The following is a 25350-nucleotide window of genomic DNA, read 5'->3' on the forward strand; positions in this document are numbered from 1 at the left end:
CTTCACATACGATCACGCGGTTTCAGCCGTTTCGATTTCATACCGCCGGGCGATGATATCCCAGGCCTCGTCAGCGGTTTCGACAAAGCTCAACAGCTTGACATCGTCGGGTGCAATGGTTCCGAACTCCGCCAGGCTGTCGAAATCAATGATCCTGTGCCAGAATTCCCGACCGAACAGGATGAGCGGAATCGGTGCCATACGCTTGGTCTGGATCAGCGTCACCGCCTCGAACATCTCGTCCAGCGTGCCGAAACCGCCGGGAAAGACGACGATTGCCTTGGCCCGCATCAGGAAATGCATCTTGCGGATGGCAAAATAGTGGAAGTTGAAGGACAGGTCCGGCGTCACGAACGCATTGGGCGCCTGTTCATGCGGCAGCACGATGTTCAACCCGATCGATGGCGCACCGACGTCGGCGGCGCCGCGATTTCCCGCTTCCATCACACCTGGCCCACCGCCGGTGACGATCACATATTCCTGATAGTCGAACCGTGCCGCGTATTGGCTGCATTGCCGGGCAAAGGCGCGGGCCTCGTCATAAAATACCGATGCGGCTTCGAGATTACGCCGCTGTATGTCGTTGCGCGCCGCCCAGGCGGATTGGCCGGGTGCCGGAATGCGTGCGCCGCCAAACATCACCACGGTGGATTTGATGCCCCGTTCGGAAAGCACCATTTCGGTTTTCAGCAATTCCAGTTGCAGACGCACCGGGCGCAATTCTTCCCGGCACAAAAAATCGTCATCGGCATAGGCGAGGCGATAGGACGGCGACAGGGTCTGCGGCGTCTGCGGAACGATCCTGGCATTTTGCCGATCCGTCTGGTTGTCCTTCAGCGGCGCCCAGCTGCCATCCGTCTTTCGCCGTTTTCCATTGCGCATCTTCGCCATCTTCGAACCTTTCATCTCTTGCCGCACTGCTGCATGATCCCGTCAATCGAGTGGGATTTATGACGGCGGCGGCGCTTTCTGCCGACGGACGTCTCGCATCCATGTGGTGATCAAAGCTGCGGCACCGCCTTGGAAAACATGCGCGCGAAAGGACGCTGAATGGTTCCCAAGGGCAAGCCAATGCGTTAGAGGAAATCACCAGTTTATCAACGCAGGACCGATGGCATCGGGACTTGACGTTAGCCAATGAAGTTTAAGGAATCCTCATGAGCGCCATGGACCTCTCCTCTTTACAGACCGTCATCGAGACTGCCTTTGACAATCGCGACACCATTACCCTCTCGACCAAGGGCGAAGTGCGCGATGCTGTCGAGCAATCGCTTGCCCTGCTCGACCAGGGCAAGGTGCGGGTTGCCACCCGTGGAGAGGATGGCCAATGGACCGTGCATCAATGGCTGAAAAAGGCTGTGCTGCTCTCCTTCCGTCTCAATGACATGGAGGTCGTCAAGGGCGGGCCGGGGGCTTCGACCTGGTGGGACAAGGTGCCGTCCAAATTCGAAGGATGGGGTGAAAACCAGTTCCGCGCCGCCGGTTTCCGCGCCGTGCCCAATGCGGTGGTGCGTCACTCGGCCTTCATTGCCCCCAACGCTATCCTGATGCCGTCCTTCGTCAATCTTGGCGCTTATGTCGGCGAGGGCACCATGGTCGATACCTGGGCGACGGTAGGCTCCTGCGCCCAGATCGGTCGCCATGTGCATCTGTCGGGTGGTGTCGGCATTGGCGGCGTGCTGGAGCCGATGCAGGCCGGGCCGACCATTATCGAGGACAATTGCTTCATCGGCGCGCGCTCCGAAGTCGTGGAAGGCTGCATCATTCGTGAAGGCGCCGTGCTCGGCATGGGCGTCTATATCGGCAAGTCCACCAAGATCATCGACCGCGCCACCGGCGAGGTAATGTATGGTGAAGTGCCGCCGTATTCCGTGGTTGTCGCAGGCTCCATGCCATCGCCCAACACCATGCCGAACGGCTTGCCGGCGCCCAGCCTCTATTGCGCCGTGATCGTCAAGCGCGTCGATGCCCAGACCCGCTCCAAGACCGGTATCAACGAGCTGCTACGCGACTGATCTGCGGCTTTTCTGGGCAGGAACACGGCGTCCTTGGCTGGCTCCTGCCCCTTTCAGCCTTGATGGCGTCCATCCTTTTCCCTTGTCTCGTTCTCAAGATCGATATGTCAAAGCATCCAGCCAATTCATCTGCCACCGATCCCGTCGACAATCTTCAGACCCTGATCCGCTGCCCCTCCGTGACGCCTGCCGAGGGCGGGGCGCTGTCGGCGCTGGCCGCCATGCTGGAACCGTTGGGCTTTACCGTGGAACGGATGGTGGCGCGCGAAGAGGGCACGCCGGATGTCGAGAACCTCTATGCCCGGCTGGGCACGGAGGGGCCGCATCTGATGTTTGCCGGGCATACAGATGTGGTGCCTGTAGGCAATGAGGCGGACTGGACCTATCCGCCGTTTTCCGCCGAGATCGCTGGAGGCGAACTTTACGGACGTGGCGCGGTCGATATGAAGGGCGGCATCGCCTGCTTTGTCGCCGCCATTGCCCGCCATATCGAAAGCCAAGGCGCGCCGAAGGGGTCTATTTCCTTCCTGATAACCGGTGATGAGGAAGGCCCCTCGATCAACGGCACCACCAAACTGCTAGAATGGGCCGCCGCCAAAGGCGAGCGCTGGGATGCCTGCCTGGTGGGCGAACCGACCAATCCCGACCAGCTTGGCGACATGATCAAGATCGGGCGGCGCGGCTCGCTGTCAGGCGAGATCATCGTAAAGGGCGTCCAGGGCCATGCCGCCTATCCGCATCTGGCCGACAATCCGGTGCGGGGTATGATCAAGCTTGCGGAAGCGCTGATGCATCCGGCCTTCGATGCGGGAACGGAAAATTTTCAGCCTTCCAATCTGGAAGTCACGACGATTGATGTCGGTAACGCCGCCACCAATGTCATTCCGGCCCGTGCCAGCGCCAAATTCAATATCCGCTTTAACGATACCTGGACCGCCGAGACGCTGCGGACCGAAATCATTGCCCGGCTTGATACGGCCAGCGCCGATCCGCTGCTGCGACCAGGCCGCCCGCCGATTGCCTATGAGCTGGTCTGGGCCGACCGGCCAAGCCAGGTGTTCCTGACCCGCAACAACGCGCTGATCTCCTCCTTGAGTGCTGCCATCGAAAAAATGACCGGTAAAACGCCAGCCCTATCGACAACAGGTGGCACGTCCGACGCCCGCTTCATCAAGGATTACTGCCCTGTGGTGGAATTCGGCCTGGTCGGCCAGACCATGCATATGGTTGATGAGCGGGTCGCCGTGCCTGACCTGGAAGCGCTGACCGGCATTTACGGTGAATTCATCAGTAGTTGGTTTGCCCATGCCGGGGTTTAAAGAGGTCGAAATCTACCTGACCGGGATCTGGCTGTTGCTAAAGGGCGACCGCCAGGGGTTCAGCTATCTCGACCTGTCAGACCGGGGCGTCAGCCGCTCCTTCTGGTCCATCGCCTGGTCTTTGCCGGCCATGATATTTTCATGGGTGTTCTGGTATCAGGCATTGCTGGAGGATATTCCGGTCTATCAGCAAATGCGGACCTTGTTTTTCCTGCGCATGACAATGATCGATCTGGCCAGCTGGATGCTGCCGCTGATTTTGGTTGGTTTCGTCTGCCGTTTCTTCTCGATTGACGACCGCTTCAACGCCCTGGTGGTGACATCCAACTGGCTGGCGCTGCCGATTGCCTATGCCAATGCACTGCTGATCGCCATATCCGTCCTGATGCCCGGGTTAGGGCAGGTGGTGATCTTGCTCTGGCTATTGCTCCTGCTTGGCCTGGTTGGTGGCGTGTTCCGGCTGACATCGGCGGTCCTGGATGGCCAGACCCTGCTGGTTTCGACCATCACCGTGGTCATGCTGGTGCCGACAACGCTACTGTCGGAATTCCTGGAACGCTATCTGGACGTCGCGCCACTATAGACATCAGTTCTGACCGCCACGGCACTTGCTTGCGCTTCTTAGCGATCACCTGATCGCTCTGCGCCGGACACGAAAATTTTTATTCCGACCTGCAAGACCCATGATAGTTTGCACTCACAATGGGGATTCCATCATGATCAAACGCCGGACACTGGTTGCCGCTGCCGCTTGCCTTGCTACGCCCGGTTTGCTGAGGGCCAAGGAGCTCGGTCCGCAGGAGATTTTCTTCGATAAGGATATTCCCGTGCTGGGCAATCCAAAGGGTGATGTCACCATTGCCGAATTCTTCGATTATCAATGCGGCTACTGCAAAACCTATCACCCTATTGTCAGCAAAGTGGTGAAGGACGACGGTCATGTGCGGCTGGTGATGAAGGATTGGCCGGTTTTTGGGCCGGCCTCGGTCGTCGCGGCCCAAGCTGTTCTTTCCATTCCCGACCTTGGCCAGTATAAAGCGGCACAAGATGCCCTGCTGGATATGAAGGGCGGATTGACGCCCGATAGCGTTTCCCAGGCGCTTGAAAGCGTTGGTGTCAACATGACCGCCGTCAAGGCTGCCGCCAACAAAAACAGCGACAAGATTTCTCGCCTGCTCGATCGCAATTGGCTCCAGGCGCAAGCGCTGAATTTTCGCGGCACGCCATCCTTCGTGATCGGCACGACGCTCTATCCCGGCGCGCTGGATGAAAAAGCCCTGAAGGAAGCGATTGCCAAGGCGAGGGCCGCGTAAGTTTGGCTATGGCTCCTCTGACGCTTGATCCCCGTTCCTTTCTGACCTCCCTGTTTGCTGCTGCCGTTGCGGCGGCCGATCCACTGAATGGAATCCGAACCCATTTGCCTGCCAGACCAAAGGGCCGCACGGTGGTTGTGGGTTCTGGCAAAGGGGCCGCCCAGATGGCAGCGGCCCTGGAGGCGCTGTGGGATGGCCCGCTGGAAGGTGTTGTCGTTACTCGATACGGCTATGGCTGTCCGCTTGCCCGGCTGGAATTGCTCGAAGCGGCGCATCCGGTGCCCGATGCCAATGGTCTCGCCGCGGCTGAACGGCTGAAACACCTCGTTGCCCCGCTTGGTCCCGATGATCTGGTGATTGCCTTGATCTGCGGCGGCGGCTCGGCGCTGCTGCCCGCACCGCCCGCCGGGATGACGCTGGAGGACGAGATCGACCTCAACAGGCAATTGCTGGCCTGCGGTGCGCCGATCAGCGCGATGAACGTGGTGCGCAAACACCTGTCGACGATCAAGGGTGGGAGGTTGGTGGCCTTGACCAGAGCGCCAGTCGTCAGCCTGATCGTTTCCGATATTCCCGGCGACAACCCGGCGCATGTGGCCTCTGGCCCGACGGTCCCGGATGCCTCAACCCGTCATCAGGCGCTGGAGATTGTTCGCGCCTATGGTTTGCGCCTGCCGCAGACGGCATTGGATCACCTGAATTCCTCAGCCGCCGATGCGCCCCGGCCAGACGATCCAGCCTTTGCGCGCAACCGGCATCATGTCATCGCGTCAGCCAGCGTCTCCCTTGAGGCAGCAGCGCTTGCCGCAGAAGCGGCTGGCGTGCGCGCTGCGATCCTGTCCGACAGTATCGAGGGGGAGGCGCGCGATGTGGCTGGCGTTCATGCGGCGCTGGCCCGTGAAATCGCGGCTAAGGATCGGCCATTTCCCAAGCCAGTCGTCTTGCTGTCCGGCGGCGAAACCACGGTCACCATCAAAAACCAAGGGACGCAGGCCGCAGGACGCGGTGGGCGCAACGGCGCTTTCGCGCTCGCTATGGCGCTGGGCATTGCTGGTCACGATATCGAGGTGCTTGCCGCCGACACCGATGGTATCGACGGAACGGAAAACAATGCCGGTGCCTTTGTCGATGGCACCAGCATTGTCCGATTGAAACAACAGGGGCTGGATGGCGCGGCCCTGCTGGATGCCCATGACAGCTACAGCGCCTTTGAAGCGCTGGGCGACCTGTTCGAAACCGGCCCGACTGGCACCAATGTCAATGATTTCAGGGCAATCCTGATCCGTTGAGCGCTCGCAGATTATGCGGGCGTCACTTCATCGGCCTCGTATTTATACGTGGTCGAGCAGAATTCGCAGGTCACGGAAATCTCGCCTTCTTCTTCGCTGGCGGCGATTTCCTCGGCGGTAAAGCCCTTCAGTACACCCTTGATCTTGTCACGGGAACAGCTGCACCGATCATGGACGGCCTGCGGTTCATAAACGCGGACGCCGCGCTCGTGGAAAAGCCGGAACAGTAGCCGTTCGGTGCCGATCTGCGGATCGGTCAACTCGTCCCCATCGATGGTTTCCACCAGCATCCGGGCTTCCGCCCAATTGTCATCATCGGGACCGTCATACGCATTGTCGTCACCATCACCGCCCGGCAGGTCGCCCTGATGCATGCGTTCAGGGGCCTCCGGCAGAAATTGCGCGATCAACCCGCCAGCGCGCCAGCTGTGGCGCGGCTTGCCGGAACTGTCTCGATCAAACAGCTCGGCCACGGCCAGCCGCACCCGCGTCGGGATTTGCTCCGACTGGCGAAAATAAAAACCGGCAATGTCTTCCAGCGAGGAGCCATCCAGCGGCACGATGCCCTGATAGGGCTGCATGTAATTGCCCTGATCGATGGTGAAGGCCAGGATTCCCGCGCCGAGCAGGTCCGTTGGTGTCGATTTGCCGTCGGCCAATGCCTGCGCCAACCGCTCTTCGTCAAAGCGGGCATAGGCACGGACATTTTCCGGCGTGGCAAAATCGCAAACCAGCAAATCCACCGGGCCATCGCTTTTGGTCTGGACGATAAACTTGCCCTCGAATTTCAGCGAGGTGCCGATCAGCACGGTCAGTGCAATCGCTTCGGCCAGCAGGCGGGCAACAGCCGGGGGATAGTCATGCCGATCCAGGATCGTGTTGAGCAAAGGCCCGAGCTGGACCGCACGGCCCCGCACATCCAGACCATCGACCTGGAAGGGTACGACTCGGTCGTCACCGGCAAAGCCGAACTCGCCCAACGCGCTCAATTTGTCTGTCATGGCACAACTCCTGGCACGAATGCATCCCTGGATGAATGCAGGGCAACGCCATGCATCTACCGCACGGCGCTGCAATCTAAAATGACTGCATGACGATTATTTGGTCAAGGTGGGTTCACAGCGACCTGTCCGAACCGAGGAAAAGCCCATGCCTCGAAACAAGACGGACAAATGGTATCTTACCGCCTCAAGATCAAGCGGTAAAATTGCGCATCAGCCATGCTCTCGCAATCTCGCGGGGCAGCGAAGTCTGCAACCCCACTCTGCAAAGGCTTTCAGCAGCCTGAAACCATCATACTGCGCCAAGGCACCAGGCGAGAATGGACTTCTGGGCATGTAGCCGGTTTTCCGCCTCGTCGAACACAACTGATTGCGGCCCGTCGATCACTTCATCGGTCACTTCCTCACCGCGATGAGCGGGCAAGCAGTGCATGAACAATGCATCGGGCTTTGCCTGTTTCATCAGGGCGGGGTTGACCTGGAAAGGCTGGAATACGTTATGGCCGCGTGCCTTATGCTCCAGGTTCATCGATACCCAGGTATCGGTGATTACGGCATCGGCACCGGACACGGCGCGGTCGGCATCATGGCACAGCATGATCTCGCCGCCATTGTTGCGCGCCCAGTTGAGGATCTGGTCTTCCGGCTCAGAGCCCATTGGCACAGCCATGTTCATCCGGTAGCCGAAGCGGGCCGCCCCTTCGACCAGCGAATGCAGCACATTGTTGCCGTCGCCCGTCCAGGCCAGCGTCTTGCCCCGGATCGGGCCGCGATGTTCCTCGATGGTCATGATGTCAGCCATGATCTGGCAGGGATGGGTCAGGTCGGTCAACGCATTGATCACCGGAACGGTGGCGTGTTCGGCCAATTCCAGCAGGCGGTTGTGATCAGTGGTGCGGATCATGATCGCATCGACATAGCGCGACAGGACCTTGGCGGTATCGCCAATCGTCTCGGCGCGGCCAAGCTGCATTTCCGTGCCGGACAAAAACAGCGTCTCGCCGCCCAGTTGACGCATGCCGACATCGAAGGAAACACGGGTGCGGGTCGATGGCTTTTCGAAAATCATCGCCAGCATCTTGCCGGCCAGCGGCTTGTCCGCTGTTCCGGCCCGGGTCTTGGTCTTGCGCTGATGGGCGTCGGACAGAATAGAGTGAAGGTCCTCGGACGTCATGGCCGAGAGATCGAGGAAGTGTTTCGGGGATGCCATGGTGTTACCTGTCGTTCATGCCTGAGCGATTTTGAGGGCGGCCTGCGCGGACAAGGCCTCGGCGGCCTGTTCGATGCGCTTGAGGCCTTCTCGGGCCTGTTCAGCAGTCAGCGTCAGAGGCGGAAGCAGGCGGATGACGTTATCGCCTGCCGGAACGCCCAGAATATGCTCGTGGCGCATCGCATGCAGCAGTTCGGAGGATGGCACTGCGGCCTTGATGCCGAGCATCAGGCCCTCGCCGCGCACGTCTTCGATCACGCCTGGAAAACGGTCTTTCAGACCAGCCAGACCCTGCCGGAAGATCAGCGCCACATCCCGGACATTTTGCAGGAAGTCATCGGCGAGAACCAGATCGAGAACCGCATTGCCGACCGCCATGGCCAGCGGGTTGCCGCCATAGGTCGTGCCGTGCACGCCAGCCGTCATGCCAGACGCAGCCTCTTCTGTGGCAAGGCAGGCACCGAACGGGAAGCCGCCGCCAATACCCTTGGCGACCGCCATGATGTCGGGGGTGAGGCCAGCCCATTCATGGGCAAAGAACTTGCCCGTCCGGCCAACGCCCGACTGTACTTCGTCGAGAATGAGCAGCAGGCCCTTCTCGTCGCAGATTGCCCGCAATTCGCGCAGGAACTCGCTCCCCACGACGCGAATACCGCCTTCGCCCTGGATCGGTTCGATCAGCAACGCAGCCGTGCTGTCGGTGATCGCCGCCTTCAATGCGTCGAGATCGCCGAACGGCACCTGGTCGAAGCCGGGCGCCTTGGGGCCGAAGCCTTCAAGATATTTCTCCTGGCCGCCAGCAGCGATGGTGGCGATGGTGCGGCCATGAAAGGCACCCTCGAAAGTGATGATATGGAACTTCTCCGGATGGCCCTTGCTATAGTGATAGCGGCGAGCCGTCTTGATGGCGCATTCGAGCGCTTCGGCACCGGAATTGGTGAAAAATACCTTGTCGGCAAATGTTGCCTCGACCAGCCTTGCGGCCAAGCGTTCCTGGCCGGGAACTTCATAGAGGTTCGAAAGGTGCCAGACTTTCTCCGCCTGGCTTTTCAATGCCTCGACGAGATGCGGATGCGAATGACCGCAGGACGTCACGGCGACGCCGCCAGCGAAGTCGAGATATTGCTCACCTGTTTCAGTATAAAGCCACGGGCCCTCGCCTCGCTCGAAACGCAGCGGCGCACGTGAAAACGTGTTGAACAGCGGCGTTGATGTCTGAGCCATGGCGGAAAATCCTTTCGAGCGGCTTTTTGAAGTCTCAATGAGTTTATAGGCCAACCACCGAAAAACCGGTGGAAAAAATCAAAAATGCCGCCTTTCGGCGGCATTTGCACTATTCCGGCTTCCGCCAGCGTTGTCAACAAAACATCGGGGCAAAGGCATCGCTCCGACATGTCCTTGCGAGCGCTGTTGAACAAACAGCATCGATAAAAAATCGGTGGATAGCAAGTTGGGGAAAAGCCTGAAATTCGATTCACGATGATTCGGCGACTCTTGTCACGGAGTCAGGCTCACACTAGGTTAATAACGAATTACTACACTGCATGCGGCGGAAAAGTCACCAACAACACGAGGAAAGTTGGGTTCCGGAACCTTCCGGGACATGGATGATGGATTCCGCGTCAAGCGCGTGCACCAGGCGGAGATTGCGGCATGAACTGGACGGACGAGCGAGTTGAAAGACTCACGAAATTATGGGCCGAAGGCCTGAGCGCAAGTCAGATTGCGACGCAGCTTGGCGGCGTCAGCCGGAATGCCGTGATTGGCAAGGTGCATCGGTTGTGCCTTCCTGGACGCGCCAAGGCAGGCGGTCCTGCGGCGACGCCAGCGCGCACACCCAAGCGGCCAGCACCGTCCACGCCCCGCGCACCGAGTTTTGCTGCACGCACGCCTTCCAGCGCGCCGCGTCCTGCCGCGCGCACCACTGCGGCGACCGCGCTGAACGACGATCTCGACATGGATGTCACCGAGAACATGGCTGCCTTGCCGGTTCTCAACACCACCATTCTGCCAGCCTCGCGCCGTCTGTCGCTGACGGATCTGACCGAGCGGACCTGCAAATGGCCGGTTGGCGACCCGATGACCGATGAGTTTCATTTCTGTGGCTGCGACAGCCAGGACAATTCGCCCTATTGCAAATATCATGCGAAGCTCGCCTACCAGCCGGTAAACGAGCGGCGCCGGGCTGCCGCCAACGCCCGTTGATCTTTGATCGGATGTCATAAAAAAAGCGAGCCGCCCGGCTCGCTTTTTTCGTTCCACTGGGTTTTCGGTCCATAAAAACCGAGCAGCGATCTTATGCTTCCATCGAATAGCCAGCGCCGCGCACCGTGCGGATCACGTCCTGCATATTGGAAAAGTTGAGCGCCTTGCGCAGCCGTCCGACATGGACATCGACTGTGCGCTCGTCCACATAAATGTCATGGCCCCAGACGCCATCCAGCAGTTGAGAGCGGGAAAACACCCGGCCGGGTGAGGTCATCAGGAATTCCAGCAGCCGGAATTCGGTTGGCCCGAGGCGCACTTCGCGGCTCTTGCGATGGACACGGTGGGTTTCGCGATCAAGCTCGATATCGCCGCACCGCAGCAGGCTGGACAGAACTTCCGGCTTGGCGCGGCGCAGCATCGCCTTGACGCGGGCCATCAGTTCCGGGGTCGAGAAAGGCTTGACGACATAATCGTCGGCACCGGTGGCAAGTCCGCGCACCCGTTCGCTCTCTTCGCCACGCGCGGTCAGCATGATGATCGGCAGGCGCTCGGTATCGGGCCGCATCCGCAGGCGACGACATAGCTCAATGCCGGAAACACCCGGCAACATCCAATCGAGGATCAGCAGATCCGGTACCCGTTCCTGCAGGCGAAGCTCGGCTTCGTCTCCCCGCAGAATGGTTTCGACCTCATAGCCTTCCGATTCCAGATTATAACGCAAAAGGACGCTCAGGGCTTCTTCGTCTTCAACGACGGCAATTTTCGGCAGCATTCGATCCCATACCTTCAATGAGAGAGTCTTCCCGCAAGCCTTTCCTTGTCCGCTCTGGCGAAAAAGAACACGGCAATACGAGAATTTCGATGTTTACAGCATGTTTGCGCTTCATGATGGCGCTCTACTGTGACTGGAAGGCTGGCCTGTCGCCACAGGTCGAACCTTCGGGTGAAGCCCCCACCCCATTTGGCGTCAGACGCTGAGCTGTCCGATGCCAATCTCCGTCATGGTTTCATACCGGCAGCCACAGATCATGGCTCTTGGTATGCTTTTCTTTGATATCTCAAGGTCTTGATGCCTTGAGATATCAACACGTCATGCAATGCGGGGATGGGTCAACATCCTCGCATTGTCATCTCAATCGGCGACCCCGAAAGCGGTCGTCGTGTCGTCCTTCGGGCGCTCACCCTCGGGCTGTGCGCCAGTGGCCATGTAATAGATGGTCTCGGCGATATTGGTGGCATGGTCGCCGATGCGCTCGATATTCTTGGCGCAGAACAGAAGGTGCGTGCAGGTGGTGATGTTGCGCGGATCTTCCATCATATAGGTCAGCAATTCGCGAAACAGCGAGGTGTAGATCGCATCAATCTCCTCATCGCGGTCGCGGATCGACTTGGCCTTTTCCGCCGAGCGGGTGGTGTAGACATCCAGCACTTCCTTGAGCTGGGTCATCGCCAGTTCCGAAAGATGCTCGATGCCGCGGGCCAGCTTGCGCGGCACGCCGGTGCCTTGCACGGCCATGACCCGCTTGGCATTGTTCTTGCCGAGATCGCCAACGCGCTCCAGATCCGAGGCAATCCTGAGCGCACCGATGATTTCGCGCAGATCGGCGGCCATGGGCTGACGTTTTGCGATGGTGACGATCGCTTTGTCACCCACTTCGCGCTCGGCATTGTCCATGATCACGTCGTCGGAGATCACCTTCTGGGCGAGGGCGGCATCGGAATTGACCAGCGCGCGAACGGATTCACCCACCATCTGCTCGGCCAGACCGCCCATTTCCGAAATGCGGCGCATTAGATATTTCAGTTCCTCGTCAAAGGCGGTGTAGATATGCGCTGTCATGTTCTGATCCTTTAAAAAGATGCATTTTCAATCAACCGTCGGATCAGCCGAACCGGCCCATGATATAGTCCTGGGTCCGCTGGTCGTCCGGGTTGGTGAACATCTTGTCGGTATCGTTTTCCTCGACCAACTGGCCGAGATGGAACATTGCCGTGCGCTGGGACACACGAGCGGCCTGCTGCATCGAATGCGTGACGATGACGATGGTGAAATTGGCCCGCAATTCGTGGATCAGTTCTTCTACCTTGGCCGTCGCAATCGGGTCCAGGGCCGAGCAGGGCTCGTCCATCAGGATGACTTCCGGGCTGACGGCAATGGCGCGGGCAATGCACAGACGCTGCTGCTGTCCGCCGGAAAGGCCCGTTCCCGGCTCCTGTAGGCGATCCTTTGCTTCGTTCCAAAGACCGGCGCGCTGAAGGCTCTTTTCGACGATCTGGTCCATGTCTGCCTTGTTGCGGGCGAGACCATGGATGCGCGGGCCGTAGGCAATGTTCTCGTAGATCGACTTGGGGAACGGGTTCGGCTTCTGGAATACCATGCCGACGCGGGCGCGAAGCTCGACAACGTCGATAGATGGATCGTAGATATCCATGCCGTCGAGGGTGATAAGGCCGGTGACCCGGCAATGATCGATGGTGTCGTTCATGCGGTTCAGCGTCCGCAAGAACGTAGACTTGCCGCAACCCGAAGGACCGATCAGCGCCGTGACGGTATTTTCGCGGACATTCAGGTTCACGTCGAACAGGGCGCGCTTTTCACCGTAGTAAACGGACACATCCTTGCCGACCATCTTGGTGTTCACTTCGGTCATCTTCTGATCCAAGGCCTTTTCAACTGCTGATTCAGACATCATGTTCATATTCTTACTCCTCCGGCCTTTCTTTTCGCAATTGCTTGGCGAAAGCCGCGACGAACTTTCCTGGACGTTATCGCCCAGGACCGTGGTTCAGCTGGTTTCTACCACCGCCGCTCAAACCGCCTGCGCAGCAGGATGGCACCAACATTCATGATCAGCAGGAAAATCAGCAGAATGATGATGGCACCGGACGTCCGCTCCACGAAAGCGCGCTCGGCTTCATTGGCCCACATATAGATCTGCACCGGCAGCGCCGTGGACGGATCGAGCGGTGTGCCTGGATAATCCGCCACGAAAGCCACCATGCCAATCAGAAGCAGCGGTGCGGTCTCGCCCAATGCATGGGCAAGGCCGATAATCGTGCCAGTCAACACGCCGGGCATGGCGAGCGGCAGGACGTGATGGAACACGGTCTGCATCTTGGATGCGCCAAGACCGAGCGCCGCAGCGCGGATCGACGGCGGCACGGCTTTCAAGGCTGCGCGGGTGGCGATGATGATCGTCGGCAGGGTCATCAAGGTGAGCACCAGGCCACCGACCAGCGAGGCCGAGCGCGGCAGACCGGCGAAGTTGATGAACACCGCCAGGCCCAGCAGGCCGAAGACGATAGAGGGAACGGCTGCGAGATTGTTGATATTGACCTCGATCAGGTCGGTCCAACGGTTCTTCGGGGCAAATTCCTCAAGATAGATCGAGGTTGCCACGCCGATCGGCAGAGCCAGGATCAACACGGTCAGCATCATATAGGCAGTACCGATCAAGGCCACGCCAACACCTGCGGCTTCCGGGCGGCTGGATGCGCCGTTGACGAAAATACCGGTATTGAAGGACTTGGCCAGCGCGCCGCTTTCAGCCAGCGCATTCATCCAGCCGATCTGCTGGTCGGAAATCTTACGGCTGCTTTCATCGACCGTCAGGTCGAATTGCCCCTTGAAGGCCGTATCGATTGTGGCACTGGCCAGGACCGAAACCGGAACCGTCTTGCCGACAAGCGACGGATCGGCAACGACCATGTTGCGCAATTGGACGCGGACATTGTCGGACACCATCTCGGTCAATTGCTTCATCGCCGGACGGTTTGACGTATCGATCTTCAGTTTTGCCGCCAGCGCATTGCGCACCAGAACCGGATAATTTGCCGCAACCAAAACATCGGGATTGGTGGCGCGCTGGTTGCTGGGATCGATCAGCTTCTCGCTAAACTCAACCGGAACGGTGATCGTTGTCTGCAAGAAGGCTGTGTAGCCTTTGGAAACCACCGACGTGAGCAGTAGCAGCAAGAACAGCAAACCGAAGCTGATGGCGACAATGCCATAGGCCCGGAAACGGCGCTCAGCGGCGTAGCGACGCTTGATGCCGATATCCCGGCGAGGACGCGATACAGGGGCAAGGGCGCCAGCGCCGTGGCCTGCCGCAGCGGGGGAGAGGGTCTCGCTCATTCGTACTGCTCCCGGTATTTGCGCACGATGTAAAGCGCATAGATATTAAGGCAAAGCGTGATGGCAAACAGGGTAATACCCAGCGCGAAGGCTACCAGCGTTTGCGGCGAGGTGAATTCAAGGTCGCCGGTCAACTGATTGACGATCTTGACGGTGACCGTTGTCATCGGCTCGAAAGGATTAAGCTGGATGCGCGCGGCAACGCCTGCGGCCAGCACCACGATCATGGTTTCGCCGATAGCACGCGATGCCGTCATCAGCAGCGCGCCGACAATACCCGGAAGTGCTGCCGGCAGGATCACCCGCTTGACCGTTTCTGACCGCGTGGCGCCCAGGCCAAGCGAACCATCCCGGAGCGAGCGTGGCACGGCGGTGATGATGTCGTCCGACAGGGAGGAGACATAGGGGATCAGCATGATCCCCATCACGAAGCCTGCCGTCAGCACGCTCTGTGCCTGGATGAAGCTGACGAAATCGCCGGTGGCGATGCCGTTGATCTTGGCGGAGATATCCCGCAGGAACGGACCGACCGAGGTCAGCGCGAAGAAGCCGTAGACGATGGTCGGAATACCGGCCAGCACTTCCAGCAGTGGCTTGGTGATCGAGCGCAGCCGTGGCGAGGCATATTCGGCCATGTAGATGGCAGCAAACAGACCGACGGGCACGGCAAACAGCATGGCGACCACGCCGATATAGAGTGTGCCGAGCAGAAGCGGGATCAATCCGAACTGGCCGCCGGTATCGGTGGCGCCAGCAGCGGCAAAGCGAGGATCCCAGACCGTGCCGAAGAAGAACCGCCAGGCCGGAACCTCCCGGAAGAAGTGGGTGGCTTCCGTCAGCATCGACATGATGATGCCGACTGTCGTCAAGATGGCGATGGAAGAGCAGATGACCAAGGCTGCCTGAATGGCTTGCTCCACCCGGTTGCGGGCGCGAAAGCGTGGCGCGATCAACCGAAGCCCGAACAGGGCGCCTGCGAGCGAGGTGGCGATTACCACGATGGTCAGCGCCAGGTCGTTGATGGCGCGCATGCCGTTCAAGGCCTCGGCAGCCACGATCATGTAGGGCTCAGGCTCGCCGGCCAGCGGTACGCCTTGTTCGGCCAGCATTGTGCGGGCAGTCGTGGCATCTGCGCTTTTCAACTTGGCCAATTGGTCGTCGTCAAGGCTTTTCAGGCCACGAGCGATTGCACCGATGGTGCCGTAATTGAGGTTCTGGGTGGCTCCGGCCTGTGCCTTGACCGCATCGGGCATCGCATCGCGTACACGCGTTTCGATCAGCGATGGCGCAATCGCCATCCAGAGACCCAGCACCAGGAAGGCGGGTACAACTGCCAGAATAGAAACAAAACTGCCATGATAGCCATAGCGGGAATGCAGGGCAGACGCGCGGCCTTGCGCGAGCGACTGTGCCCTTGACGAGCCCAGCAGGTAGCCGATGATCCCGATAGCTATGACGATAAAAATTAGGATTGACGTACTCATTCTACCATCCCCGGCCTCTCCACGCCCTGCCGCCAAGGGCTGGGCCGCATGTTACGTCATCAATAAACATCAACCGCAACATCATGATGAGGCTGGCGCAGACAGTGTCCGCGCCAGCCTCAAAGTCTTACTTGCCAGCGGTGAACTTGGCGCGGAACTCTTCGCGCTCCTTGTCGGGAGCCGGAACCAGGCCGTAATTGGCCAGCGGGCCGTCAGTGCCGATCATCTGCTCGGACAGGAAGAAGTCGACATATTCCTTCATGCCAGGGATAACGCCGAGATGGGCCTTCTTGACGTAGAAGAACAACGGACGCGAAACCGGGTATTTGCCAGTGGCAACGGTCTCAACCGAAGGCTTGACGCCGGAAACGGTGGCAACCTTCAGCTTGTCGGCATTGTTTTCATAGAAGGACAGGCCAAATACGCCAATGGCGGTCTTGTTGGCAGCGATGCGGGCCAGCGTTTCGCTGTAATCGCCGTCGATATCGACAGCCTTGCCATCCTTACGCACGGCGATGCACTTCTTAGGGGCATCCTTTTCGCCAACGGCAGCCTTGATGACGTCAAGAGCACCGGCGTCCTTGCAGCCCTGCTGGAGGACGTTGACTTCGAACACTTCGCGCGTTCCGTGCTTTTCGCCCGGAATGAACGCCATGATATCGGTGTCCGGCAGGCTCTTGTTGACTTCCGACCACTTCTTGTAGGGGTTGGCAACAAGCTTGCCGTCAACCACGACTTCAGCAGCCAGACCCTTGTAAAGGTCGGTCGGCACCAGAGCCAGGTCCTTGTTGGAGCTGTCGACGGCGAAAACGATGCCGTCATAGCCGAACTTGACTTCCTGGATGTCGGTCACGCCAGCAGCCTTACAGGCTTCGGCTTCGGACTTGTTGATCGGACGCGATGCATTGGCGATATCGATGGTTTCCGGACCAACGCCCTTGCAGAATTCCTTCAGGCCAGCGCCGGTGCCGCCGGATTCAACGACCGGGGTCTTGAACTTGGTAAAGGTCTCGCCAAAGGTTTCAGCAACGATCTTGGCATAGGGAAGAACGGTGGAGGAACCAGCGATCTGGACCTGATCACGCGCAGCGGCGGCGCCAGCAAAGGCGACTGAGGCGACCAGAGCCGCTACGGACAATTTCAGCATATTCATTTATCTCTCCCGAGAATGAGCTTTCGTGTGGGATGCAAGCGTCTGTCGCTTACAATCGCCGTGCTCCGGCGGCTTGTTCTTAAGCCCCGACAGGCTTTGCTTTTATGTCAGTTGGGTGAAACATTTGTGACAGTTCAACTATTTGATATATCTATATAAATATTCCAAGAGTTAAAAAGAGACGCGAAATCTGTCAAAATCGGACGGTAAAGTCGGTCCCCTGGCCTAGTTCAGAGCGGATGATCAGCCGCGCGCGGTGGCGGGTCAGGATATGCTTGACGATGGCAAGCCCCAGGCCGGTTCCTTTCTTGGAGCGGCTATCGGCAACACTGACACGGTAAAAGCGTTCCGTCAGGCGCGGGACATCCTCGGCAGGCACGCCCGGCCCCTTGTCCACCACGCTGACTTCCACGCCGCTTGTTTTCTGGCGTAGAAAGACGTCCACCTGCTTGCCTTCCTGGCCATATTTACAGGCATTTTCGATCAGGTTTTCGAAAACCTGGATCAGTTCGTCGCGGTCGCCCGTGACCTCGATGCTCTCCTGTGGCAGATGCAGGCGCAGATCCACATCCAGCTCTGCGGCGAGAGGGGTCAGGCTGTCCCGCACATGGCTTAGAACGGGCTGGAGCGACACTTTCTGGTCAGGCGCCAGATGGGCTTTCAACTCCAGCCGCGACAGGGACAGCAGATCGTCCACCAGCCGGCTCATCCGGTTGGCCTGATCCAGCATGATGCCCAGAAAGCGCTCTTGCGCCTTCAGGTCGTTGCGGGCGGGGCCGAGCAGGGTCTCGATGAAACCGCGTAAAGAGGCAAGCGGCGTGCGCAGTTCGTGGCTGGCATTGGCGACGAAATCCGAACGCATTCTGTCGATCCGGCGCAGTTCCGAAATATCGCGAAACGTCATGACGAAAAGGGCAGAATCCCGCTTCAGTTGCGGTAGGGACAGGGGCGCGACCCGCACCGCGAAGACCCGCTCGGAGGGCAGCACCTCGGAATGTTCGATCTGGTTGGGCAAGCCATTGCCGACGGTCTCGCGCACCATATCGAGAATGCCGGGTGACCGCCAACGGGCAGAAATATGCACGCCGGTTTCCAGTTTGCCAAACGCCTTTTCGGCGGCGCCGTTCTGGAAGACCACGCCTCCATCCGAGCCGAAGACCACGCAGGGCAGGTCGATCGCCGCGATCGTCGCCTGCACAAGCCCCTCGACTTCCTCGCCATGCGGCAAGACAGGCGAGGCTGCCACAGGGAAATGCACCGGCGGATCTTTGTCTTCTGCGCCCTTATAGAGCAGGATGACCATCAGCGAAAAGAGCAGCAGGACGACGCCGAACTCGCTATCGGCACCGGCCAACACCGACGAGCCGGAGACCAGGATCGCCAGGAGGATAAAATCCCAGCGGTCGCGCAATCGCTCGCCAAAGCGCCGCCAGGATGGAAATAACTGCTTCAATGAAAACCTCCGGCGGCGGTATGGGTGGGCTGGAGAGATACCCTATTCCTGTTGCATGACAGGTTTTTACCGCCTACGCACGAATGAATGTCAACGCACGGACGGGAACGAAGCGTCGCACTCCCACGTTTCAAACAGGTTGTTGAAGATTTTGACAGTTTCATGGTCAATATACTCAAATCAGACAGTGCGGCGACAGGGAGAATGGAATGGGTGATGAGCAGCAGGCAGGCAGTCGTGGCGTAACTTTGCGGATCAGGGGTGAATTGCGCGCCTTTGATATCGACGATCCGGTTCTGCCGGACTGGGTTGAAAAGGAAGCGCTGAGCTCTGGCGGTCATCCCTATGACAAGAAGTTGAAAAGAGAGGTCTATGAGGAGGAGTTGAAAAAACTCCAGATCGAACTGGTTAAGGTGCAGTATTGGCTGCAATCGACCCGCAAACGGGTGATGGCCCTGTTCGAGGGGCGAGATGCGGCTGGCAAAGGCGGCACGATCCACTCCATTCTCGAATATATGAATCCTCGATCGGTCCACAATGTCGCCTTGACCAAGCCATCAGAAACGGAACTCGGTCAATGGTATTTTCAGCGCTATATCACCCATTTTCCGGGCGGCGGCGACATGTCGTTGTTCGACCGTTCATGGTACAATCGAGCAGTTGTGGAGCCGGTCATGGGCTTTTGCACGCCCGACCAATACGAGCATTTCCTGGAACAGGCGCCACGGTTTGAAAAGCTGATCGGGCAGGAGGGCATTTACTTCTTCAAATTCTGGCTCGATATCGGCCAGGAAATGCAGATCAAGCGATTTCATGACCGCCGTCACGATCCGCTGAAGGTCTGGAAACTGTCGCCCATGGACATTGCCGCCCTGGATAAATGGGGCGATTATACCGAAAAACGCGACCGGATGCTGAAGGAAACCCATACCAAGCACGCCCCATGGATTGTAGCCAAGGCCAATGACAAGCGCCGGGCTCACCTCAATGTCATAAGGCATATGCTGCTTTCCCTTGACTATGAAGGGCGCGACATAAAGGCGATCGGCGAGATTGACAAAAAGATCGTCGCAGAGGCGCCGGATATTCTCTGACGGCGGACGTTGTCCGCAGGGTGTTTTTCAAGCGGACATTCAGCAGATTTGGCGTGCGGCAGTATCTTTTCGGGTTTCGTTCGAGATAACGATACTGCCACCGCCATCACTTGCCGGGAAGAACACGCACAGCATAAAGATTGATACCGTTGCCCTGACCGCTGATATCGGCGTTGATCAGAAGCTGCCCAGGCGCGTTGGGAGCGATGCCGTTCGGCAGGGTCACTCGAAACAACAGGTCGGCTTTTTCCGGATTGGCTGTGAATCTGTGACGGGCGCAGTCGCCCAGACGATCGAATGCGCAACTCAGCGAGAACTGAACCGGTTTTTCACCAAAAGACTGTACAGTCAGGGCAATGGTCGAGGTTCCTCCAGCCATTTGACGCAACAGGTCAGGCGCGATTTCGATGGCGGCCGTCCCATCCATGTCGGTGCTGCGTGAAACGATATGGACAGCCTGGCCATCGCTGGCGCCGACTACATCCGCCGTGGCATTTGGCCTTGCCTTGATTTTCGAGGCGTCGCCGGGCTGGAAGGCTTCTATCCAATCATTGGAAAAACCGCGTTGCGGATCGATTGTCTTTGGCTCGTTTGCCGCTTCGCCGCCGGATTGATCGGTGGGCTGGTCGCCATTGAAGTCTTCCGACGACACAGTCGGCGTCGGTGAGGGCGCGCCCGTCTGCCGCTGGTCAGGAGACAGCAACAGGCCGGTGGAATAGACCCACCAGGCCGCAATGCCGATGGAAGACAGAAGGGTGACGGAAATCAGCAGGCGCGACAGAACGCCCCGGCGACGGCGTGGCTTTGCAACGGGCTCCGCCCGCATGCCACGGACAGGCTCCTCGTCATACTCGTCTTCCGCGCTCTCTGGCTCTGCACTCTTTGGCCGGGCCGAAAACGAAGCAAAACTCGACATGCCTGCCGGATCCGCCCGGTCATGCCGTTCGGCCCGTACATCATCAAGGTCGAGGCTTGGTTCGGCAGGCCGCCCGTGATCTCGATCGACGCCGAAGGACAGCGAGGCTGAATCGTCGCCGGGAACGTTTGTATCGGCTGGTGCCGATGGCAAGGGACCTCTTGGCGGCGTTGATGTTGAGAGAGGTGGCGACGTGGGCGGCGGAACCGGAGCGCGTAACACAGGCTCAACGGCGGCTTCTGCTTTCAGCCGTGCCCGCTCCTGCTGCTCGATCGCATGAATGGTCGCTTCCAACCGATGGCGCTGCTCGGCCACGGTCTCCGGATCGTTGACATTCTGCTTCTTGAGACCTGCTTCCAGAGCCTGGCGCGCAGACTGGTAAATTCTGGCCCGAACTTCAGCCCGCGATCGCTCCGACCGGTCGAGGGCGCTTCTGATGGCCGTTTCCAATCCGCTCACGCGAGACCTTTCCACATTCATGGCCCGCGACGAAATGTATCGGGCATTCTTCTTCCCTTGAATCGGTAATCGGAGACTAGGCAAACCGCAAGCCCACAGCCCATCCCCCGACAGATCGATAGTGGAAAAACATCATTATAAAGCCTGGCGAGCGGCTTGCGATGGTTCTGGAGCAAGTGCGGCTGCCGCTGTTAGCCGGATCAACATCTAGGTCTTCTCAGCTTGGTGGACAAACTGCTCTGCTCTTTTCAACCGGCGACAGGTCTGCTAATCTTTTGACGTTTACGCGAACGTCAATTTTTCGAGGCCCAAATGGCTCTTCCAGATATCTTGTCTCGTCACCTCAGACTGCCGGTGATTGCATCGCCTTTGTTCATCATTTCGCATCCGCGTCTGACATTGGCGCAGTGCAAGGCGGGTGTGGTTGGCGCCTTTCCGGCGTTGAACGCCCGGCCGGAAGCGCAGTTGGACGAATGGCTGGATGAGATTACCCAGGAGCTTGCCGCCCATGATCGCGCCCATCCCGAGCATCCGGCTGCGCCGTTCGCCGTCAACCAGATCGTCCACGGCTCCAACAAACGGCTTGAGCACGACCTGGGCATGTGCGTCAAATACAAGGTACCGATCGTCATCTCTTCGCTGGGCGCCGTGCCGGAGGTGAATGCCGCGATCCATTCTTACGGCGGTATCGTGCTGCATGACGTGATCAACAATCGCCATGCCCATTCGGCGATCCGCAAGGGCGCCGACGGCCTGATCGCGGTTGCCGCTGGGGCTGGTGGTCATGCGGGAACGCTATCACCCTTCGCGCTCCTACAGGAAATCCGCGAATGGTTCGATGGGCCGCTGCTGCTTGCCGGTTCGATCTCGACCGGCGGCGCCATTCTTGCCGCTCAAGCAGCCGGTGCCGACATGGCCTATATCGGTTCGCCCTTCATTGCCACGCAAGAGGCGCGGGCGCCGGATGCCTACAAGCAGGCTCTCGTTGAGGCCAGCGCCACCGATATCGTCTACTCTAACTATTTTACCGGCATTCACGGCAATTACCTGCGCTCATCCATTGTTGCCTCGGGCCTGGACCCGGACAAATTGCCGGAAGCCGATCCCAGCAAGATGGATTTCGGCAGCGCCGTCACCGGCGCCAAAGCGTGGAAGGACATCTGGGGCTGCGGCCAAGGCATCGGTGCCATCAAGGCCGTGGAACCCGTTGCCGCGCTGGTCGATCGACTGGACACGGAATATCGCGCCGCCCGAGACAGGATCTGCGGAAAAGTGTAACGGATACCAAAAGGCATCTTGAAATCTGCAATGTTTGCCTGTATCCACCCGCACACATCGCAGGCTGATCTTCGGCCTCGCGTGCCGCTTTAGCTCAGGTGGTAGAGCACATCATTCGTAATGATGGGGTCGCAGGTTCGAGTCCTGCAAGCGGCACCACTTAAATTCACTTGAATTTGCGGTCGAAAACGATAGCTCCCCAAGGTCTCCCAGAATTTATGTCTGCTTAAATGTCTCTCGATTTCAATTGATTGAGGAGATTTCGACAGGCGGCGTTACCTCGGCAGTGTCCGCACCGAACCTGGTGCGTCAGCCTCATGACTCCAGGCGTGCTGGTCTACACTACGCTCAGAAAAAGATTGCCGGGTGGAGGCGATTGGAGCTCAGATCCTCTGATCTATGTCAGTAACTGCTACAGTAAAGGTGTCCTAATAATATATTTTAGCCATCTTGCGAAAGTGATTTTCCCATGATTGTATAGACAACTTCGTCACTGACCGCTTACGTCAGATGTGAATGCGCAGCCACTGACCGCAGGGGATTGCATGATAACATTCGACCAAGTCAGCAAGCATTACGGCGACGCAACAACTGCCGTTAACAGTCTTTCGCTGGTGGCTCCCACTGGTAAGCTGACCATTCTGGTTGGCCCTTCCGGCTGCGGCAAGACAACGTCTCTGCGGATGATCAACAGGCTGATTACGCCGTCGTCCGGATCTATTCTGCTGGATGGCGAACAAACCGGTCGGATGGATGTTGCTTTGTTGCGGCGCCGAATTGGTTATGTCATCCAGCATGCCGGTCTCTTCCCCCATCGCACCGTTGTACAGAACATCGCGACCACGGCGCGTCTGAACGGTGCGCCGAAACAGCAGGCGCTTCGGACTGCACATGAGCTGTTGGAGCGCGTTGGCTTGACCAGCGCTTTTGCCGATCGCTATCCCTGGCAGCTTTCGGGCGGACAGCAGCAGCGTGTCGGCGTGGCTCGGGCGCTGGCCTCCGATCCCAAGTTCATGTTGATGGACGAACCGTTCAGCGCCGTCGATCCGGTCGTGCGCGGCCAGTTGCAGGATGAGTTTCTCCGTCTTCAGCGTGACATCGGCAAAACGATTATCATGGTCACCCATGACATCGACGAGGCCCTGAAACTCGGGGATCAAGTGGCGGTGCTGCGCTCCGGGGGGACGCTTGCGCAGATCGCAACACCGCAGGAACTACTGGCGCGACCGGCGGATGCCTTCGTGGCGGACTTCATTGGTCGGGATCGAGGCTACCGCTTCCTGAGTTTCGCCGAATTCGGCAGCACGGTCCCTCTTGGGGTTGAACCGACGGCAGCGCTTGGCGCAACCCCGGAAGCCCTTCGCCATGCTGCCACGGACCGTTGGGTTCTTGTGACCGATGCCGCGAACCGACCCATCGGCTGGGCCGATGCGCAGGGACTTCAACAGCCTTTGCGCGAGGGTGATCTCAATCTCAGCGGGACGCTGGCACCCGAAGGCAGCAGTCTTCGCCATTTGCTCGATGCTGCGCTCAGTTCGCCTTCAGGCCGCGGCGTTGTTGTAAGTGCATCGGGCGAACTCGTCGGTACGGTCACGCTGTCGAATGTGGTTGCGGCCATTGAGGGGGCGCGTGCCGGCCAGTTTGGAATGCAGCCATGAGGTTCGATTGGCTCTATAATGAGTCCGGGCGGATCGCCGAGCTGTTCATCTGGCATCTCTCGCTTTCCGTCATCCCGGTTTTGATCGGCCTGCTTCTGGCTCTGCCGCTCGGCTGGTTTGCCCAGCGTGCCGGTGTGTTTCGCTCCACTCTGCTGGGTGCCGCCGGACTTCTCTATACAATTCCGTCGCTGGCGCTGTTCGTTCTGTTGCCGCTCGTGCTTGGCACGCGGATCCTCGATCCTTTGAATGTCGTCGTTGCGTTGACGGTGTATGCCTTGGCGCTTCTGGTGCGCACGGTCAGCGACGGCCTGGATTCAATTTCTCCTGATGTCCTTCAGGCCGCCAATGCCATGGGCTACCGCCGCGCAGCACGCCTTCTGACGGTGGAATTGCCGCTGGCTGTTCCGGTCATCGCGGCCGGATTGCGGGTTGCCGTGGTGTCGAATGTCAGCATCGTTTCTGTCGCCGCTCTGGTCGGCACGCCACAGCTGGGCCTTCTCTTTACGCAAGGCCTCCAGCTGCAATTCCTGACCCCGATCATTGCGGGCATCGTGCTCTGCGTGGTTCTGGCAGCGCTTCTGGATGGGCTTGTGCTGTTCATCGCGCATCGCTTGACACCATGGCAGCCGGAGAGGGGGCTGCGATGATCGACTGGTTTTCAGATCCCGCCCATTGGACCGGAGACGGTGGCGTTATTGCTCTGGTCATCCAGCATCTGGCCTATAGCGGCGCCGCACTTTTGCTGGCCTGCCTGATCGGCTTGCCCGTCGGGCTTTATGTGGGGCATACCGGGCGCGGCGTGGTGTTCATCGCCGGTCTCGCCAATGCGTTGCGATCCCTTCCGAGCCTTGGCCTTATTGTTCTCCTGGTGATCCTGTTCGGCCCGGTCTTCTCGTCCGACATGGCGTTTATCGTGCCGAGCCTCATCGTGCTGGTGCTTCTGGCTGTACCGCCAATCATGACCGGCAGCTATGCCGGTATCGCGGCGGTGGACCCGGCGGCGGTCGATGCGGCACGCGGCATGGGTAAGCGCCCGCTTGATATCCTGTTTGATGTCGAGCTGCCTTGCGCGCTGCCGCTGATTTTTTCCGGCCTGCGCAGTGCAACGCTTCAGATTATCTCAACCGCAACGATTGCCGCTTATGTCTCCCTTGGCGGCTTGGGGCGTCTTATTATCGATGGCCGGGCGCAGCACGATTATTACCAGATGGCGGCAGGCGCCGTTCTTGTCGGTGCGCTTGCGCTGACGGTCGATCTTTTGATCGGCGTTATATCGAGGTTCACCGTCTCGCCCGGACTGACGCGCCGCCTGAAACGGTAGCGCTGACGATGCAATAACGACTTTTCACCCTATGTCTCGGTAAG

Annotated in this window: 23 protein-coding genes and 1 tRNA gene; 12 read left to right on the forward strand and 12 right to left on the reverse strand. The window is 59.0% G+C overall.

Translation table 11 applies throughout. The features are described from left to right. Positions 1 to 12: 12 nt before the first annotated feature. Complete coding sequence (locus AVCG78_RS00310) at positions 13 to 891, reverse strand: LOG family protein (RefSeq protein WP_071202812.1); 879 nt, start codon at positions 889 to 891, stop codon at positions 13 to 15. A 266-nt stretch (positions 892 to 1157) separates the two neighbouring features. Between AVCG78_RS00310 and dapD the strand changes: the two genes are divergently transcribed. The 5 genes from dapD to AVCG78_RS00335 all read left to right on the forward strand — a co-directional run bounded on the left by dapD (position 1158) and on the right by AVCG78_RS00335 (position 5936). Continuing rightward, positions 1158 to 2015 (forward strand): 2,3,4,5-tetrahydropyridine-2,6-dicarboxylate N-succinyltransferase, encoded by an 858-nt coding sequence (dapD, locus tag AVCG78_RS00315; RefSeq protein WP_071202599.1) that lies wholly within the window; start codon positions 1158 to 1160, stop codon positions 2013 to 2015. A 104-nt stretch (positions 2016 to 2119) separates the two neighbouring features. Next, a complete protein-coding gene (dapE, locus tag AVCG78_RS00320; RefSeq protein ID WP_071203062.1) occupies positions 2120 to 3334 on the forward strand; it encodes a succinyl-diaminopimelate desuccinylase in 1215 nt (404 codons plus the stop codon). Next, positions 3321 to 3917, forward strand: coding sequence for a hypothetical protein (locus tag AVCG78_RS00325; RefSeq protein ID WP_071202603.1), 597 nt, complete (start codon positions 3321 to 3323; stop codon positions 3915 to 3917). Before dapE ends, AVCG78_RS00325 begins: the two co-directional genes overlap by 14 nt. Before the next feature lie 130 nt (positions 3918 to 4047). Next, entirely contained in the window at positions 4048 to 4647 is a 600-nt protein-coding gene (locus AVCG78_RS00330) for a DsbA family protein (protein WP_071202814.1), read from the forward strand. Positions 4648 to 4655: 8 nt separating this feature from the next. Then, the gene (locus tag AVCG78_RS00335) at positions 4656 to 5936 is read left to right on the forward strand and encodes a glycerate kinase type-2 family protein (protein WP_409065485.1); all 1281 of its coding nucleotides are present in this window, start codon (positions 4656 to 4658) and stop codon (positions 5934 to 5936) included. A gap of 11 nt (positions 5937 to 5947) precedes the next feature. Here the strand turns inward: AVCG78_RS00335 and AVCG78_RS00340 are convergent, their stop codons facing one another. From AVCG78_RS00340 to AVCG78_RS00350, 3 genes are all read right to left on the reverse strand, one after another. Further along, positions 5948 to 6937, reverse strand: coding sequence for an Hsp33 family molecular chaperone (locus AVCG78_RS00340; protein WP_041696131.1), 990 nt, complete (start codon positions 6935 to 6937; stop codon positions 5948 to 5950). A 292-nt stretch (positions 6938 to 7229) separates the two neighbouring features. Beyond that, on the reverse strand, positions 7230 to 8147 hold the full coding sequence (argF, locus tag AVCG78_RS00345; protein WP_071202605.1) for an ornithine carbamoyltransferase: 918 nt from the start codon (positions 8145 to 8147) through the stop codon (positions 7230 to 7232). 15 nt (positions 8148 to 8162) lie between these two features. Then, a complete protein-coding gene (locus AVCG78_RS00350; protein ID WP_015914765.1) occupies positions 8163 to 9371 on the reverse strand; it encodes an aspartate aminotransferase family protein in 1209 nt (402 codons plus the stop codon). Positions 9372 to 9800: 429 nt separating this feature from the next. On the opposite strand from AVCG78_RS00350, the gene AVCG78_RS00355 reads away from it, so the two are divergent. Then, complete coding sequence (locus AVCG78_RS00355; protein ID WP_071202607.1) at positions 9801 to 10352, forward strand: GcrA family cell cycle regulator; 552 nt, start codon at positions 9801 to 9803, stop codon at positions 10350 to 10352. 91 nt (positions 10353 to 10443) lie between these two features. On the opposite strand, the gene phoB is transcribed toward AVCG78_RS00355, so the two are convergent. The 7 genes from phoB to phoR all read right to left on the reverse strand — a co-directional run bounded on the left by phoB (position 10444) and on the right by phoR (position 18538). Continuing rightward, a complete protein-coding gene (gene phoB / locus AVCG78_RS00360; RefSeq protein WP_015914768.1) occupies positions 10444 to 11127 on the reverse strand; it encodes a phosphate regulon transcriptional regulator PhoB in 684 nt (227 codons plus the stop codon). Between the two features lie 360 nt (positions 11128 to 11487). After that, positions 11488 to 12195 carry a phosphate signaling complex protein PhoU gene (gene phoU, locus AVCG78_RS00365; protein ID WP_015914769.1) on the reverse strand — a complete coding sequence of 236 codons (708 nt, stop codon included), beginning with the start codon at positions 12193 to 12195 and terminating at the stop codon, positions 11488 to 11490. A gap of 43 nt (positions 12196 to 12238) precedes the next feature. Continuing rightward, positions 12239 to 13054 (reverse strand): phosphate ABC transporter ATP-binding protein PstB, encoded by an 816-nt coding sequence (pstB, locus tag AVCG78_RS00370; RefSeq protein ID WP_015914770.1) that lies wholly within the window; start codon positions 13052 to 13054, stop codon positions 12239 to 12241. 98 nt (positions 13055 to 13152) lie between these two features. Further along, positions 13153 to 14490: a phosphate ABC transporter permease PstA gene (gene pstA / locus AVCG78_RS00375; RefSeq protein ID WP_071202609.1), complete on the reverse strand. Its 1338-nt coding sequence runs from the start codon at positions 14488 to 14490 to the stop codon at positions 13153 to 13155. Further along, the gene (pstC, locus tag AVCG78_RS00380) at positions 14487 to 15974 is read right to left on the reverse strand and encodes a phosphate ABC transporter permease subunit PstC (RefSeq protein ID WP_015914772.1); all 1488 of its coding nucleotides are present in this window, start codon (positions 15972 to 15974) and stop codon (positions 14487 to 14489) included. The genes pstA and pstC overlap by 4 nt, the downstream gene beginning before the upstream one ends. A gap of 127 nt (positions 15975 to 16101) precedes the next feature. After that, entirely contained in the window at positions 16102 to 17127 is a 1026-nt protein-coding gene (locus AVCG78_RS00385) for a substrate-binding domain-containing protein (RefSeq protein ID WP_015914773.1), read from the reverse strand. 193 nt (positions 17128 to 17320) lie between these two features. Then, positions 17321 to 18538, reverse strand: a complete 1218-nt coding sequence (phoR, locus tag AVCG78_RS00390) for a phosphate regulon sensor histidine kinase PhoR (protein WP_071202818.1) — start codon at positions 18536 to 18538, stop codon at positions 17321 to 17323. A 251-nt stretch (positions 18539 to 18789) separates the two neighbouring features. Here phoR and ppk2 point away from each other — a divergent pair, with 251 nt between their 5' ends. Continuing rightward, positions 18790 to 19674 (forward strand): polyphosphate kinase 2, encoded by an 885-nt coding sequence (gene ppk2, locus AVCG78_RS00395; RefSeq protein ID WP_071202611.1) that lies wholly within the window; start codon positions 18790 to 18792, stop codon positions 19672 to 19674. 106 nt (positions 19675 to 19780) lie between these two features. Here the strand turns inward: ppk2 and AVCG78_RS00400 are convergent, their stop codons facing one another. Beyond that, on the reverse strand, positions 19781 to 21049 hold the full coding sequence (locus AVCG78_RS00400) for a hypothetical protein (RefSeq protein WP_071202820.1): 1269 nt from the start codon (positions 21047 to 21049) through the stop codon (positions 19781 to 19783). A 312-nt stretch (positions 21050 to 21361) separates the two neighbouring features. Here AVCG78_RS00400 and AVCG78_RS00405 point away from each other — a divergent pair, with 312 nt between their 5' ends. The 5 genes from AVCG78_RS00405 (at position 21362) to AVCG78_RS00425 (ending at position 25306) form a co-directional block, all read left to right on the forward strand. Next, positions 21362 to 22327 carry an NAD(P)H-dependent flavin oxidoreductase gene (locus AVCG78_RS00405; RefSeq protein ID WP_071202613.1) on the forward strand — a complete coding sequence of 322 codons (966 nt, stop codon included), beginning with the start codon at positions 21362 to 21364 and terminating at the stop codon, positions 22325 to 22327. 83 nt (positions 22328 to 22410) lie between these two features. After that, positions 22411 to 22486 (forward strand) — tRNA-Thr (locus AVCG78_RS00410). A gap of 386 nt (positions 22487 to 22872) precedes the next feature. Next, a complete protein-coding gene (locus tag AVCG78_RS00415; RefSeq protein WP_071202615.1) occupies positions 22873 to 23985 on the forward strand; it encodes an ABC transporter ATP-binding protein in 1113 nt (370 codons plus the stop codon). Continuing rightward, positions 23982 to 24632: an ABC transporter permease gene (locus AVCG78_RS00420; protein WP_071202617.1), complete on the forward strand. Its 651-nt coding sequence runs from the start codon at positions 23982 to 23984 to the stop codon at positions 24630 to 24632. The genes AVCG78_RS00415 and AVCG78_RS00420 overlap by 4 nt, the downstream gene beginning before the upstream one ends. Then, the gene (locus AVCG78_RS00425) at positions 24629 to 25306 is read left to right on the forward strand and encodes an ABC transporter permease (RefSeq protein ID WP_071202619.1); all 678 of its coding nucleotides are present in this window, start codon (positions 24629 to 24631) and stop codon (positions 25304 to 25306) included. The genes AVCG78_RS00420 and AVCG78_RS00425 overlap by 4 nt, the downstream gene beginning before the upstream one ends. Positions 25307 to 25350 lie beyond the last annotated feature (44 nt).

This window comes from Gillisella vitis, from assembly GCF_021559775.1.
GTDB classification, from domain to species: domain Bacteria; phylum Pseudomonadota; class Alphaproteobacteria; order Rhizobiales; family Rhizobiaceae; genus Allorhizobium; species Allorhizobium ampelinum.